The sequence below is a fragment of the Scopulibacillus cellulosilyticus genome, assembly GCF_042665295.1.
Classification (GTDB): domain Bacteria; phylum Bacillota; class Bacilli; order Bacillales; family Sporolactobacillaceae; genus Scopulibacillus_A; species Scopulibacillus_A cellulosilyticus.
In genome coordinates, this window is the sequence record NZ_JBHTCO010000008.1 from 1 (window position 1) to 933 (window position 933).

General features: G+C 46.8%; 1 protein-coding gene, 2 tRNA genes and 2 rRNA genes. All 5 read right to left on the bottom strand.

The window, feature by feature from the left end; translation table 11 throughout:
- A 23S ribosomal RNA gene (locus tag ACFQRG_RS08840) occupies window positions 1-265 on the bottom strand; the annotation flags it as partial.
- A complete protein-coding gene (locus tag ACFQRG_RS08845; protein WP_380965525.1) occupies window positions 252-458 on the bottom strand; it encodes a hypothetical protein in 207 nt (68 codons plus the stop codon). The genes ACFQRG_RS08845 and ACFQRG_RS08840, both read right to left, overlap by 14 nt.
- Before the next feature lie 119 nt (window positions 459-577).
- Window positions 578-653 (bottom strand) — tRNA-Ala (locus tag ACFQRG_RS08850).
- A 16-nt stretch (window positions 654-669) separates the two neighbouring features.
- A tRNA-Ile gene (locus tag ACFQRG_RS08855) sits at window positions 670-746 on the bottom strand.
- Window positions 747-842: 96 nt separating this feature from the next.
- Window positions 843-933, bottom strand: a 16S ribosomal RNA gene (locus ACFQRG_RS08860); the annotation flags it as partial.

Consider the following 933-nt stretch of genomic DNA (forward strand, 5'->3'; position numbering starts at 1 on the left):
GTTTCCTTTTCGCTCGCCGCTACTCGGGAAATCGCATTTGCTTTCTCTTCCTCCGGGTACTTAGATGTTTCAGTTCCCCGGGTCTGCCTGCCATATCCTATGGATTCAGATATGACTCCTGCCCGTTCGGGGCAGTGGGTTCCCCCATTCGGAAATCTCCGGATCAAAGCTTACTTACAGCTCCCCGAAGCATATCGGTGTTCGTCCCGTCCTTCATCGGCTCCTAGTGCCAAGGCATCCACCGTGCGCTCTTAAAAACTTAACCATTCGGTTTGTGATAATCTGCGGCCTTCTTCGTCAACTTCGTTCATCATCATCCTCATGTACGTACCTTGTACACTCCGGTGATGATTCACTGTGTTTCCTCGAATGCCTTGATTCTGACAAACCTCTTTTAAACTTGTGATAACCATTTGGTTCTGACAAGTCTTATGAGCTTCGTTGGTTTGTAAATACAAACCAATCGAGATGCATCTTGTCTATATATTCGCTATCCAGTTTTCAAGGTTCAACAAAGTATATCATCTGTGAATAAGCAGAATTCTAACTTCTAACCTCTCACATCACACTTCTAATATGGTGGAGCCTAGCGGGATCGAACCGCTGACCTCCTGCGTGCAAAGCAGGCGCTCTCCCAGCTGAGCTAAGGCCCCGTAATAAAGGTTTGGATGGTGGGCCTGAGTAGACTCGAACTACCGACCTCACGCTTATCAGGCGTGCGCTCTAACCGACTGAGCTACAGGCCCAAACACTTTATATATTTTATCTATATTTTAAAGGATTGCACCTTCAAAACCAAACAAAAATGCCAAGCTAAGCTAAGGTCATCATATATTCCTTAGAAAGGAGGTGATCCAGCCGCACCTTCCGATACGGCTACCTTGTTACGACTTCACCCCAATTATTTGTCCCACCTTCGGCGGCTGGTTCCAA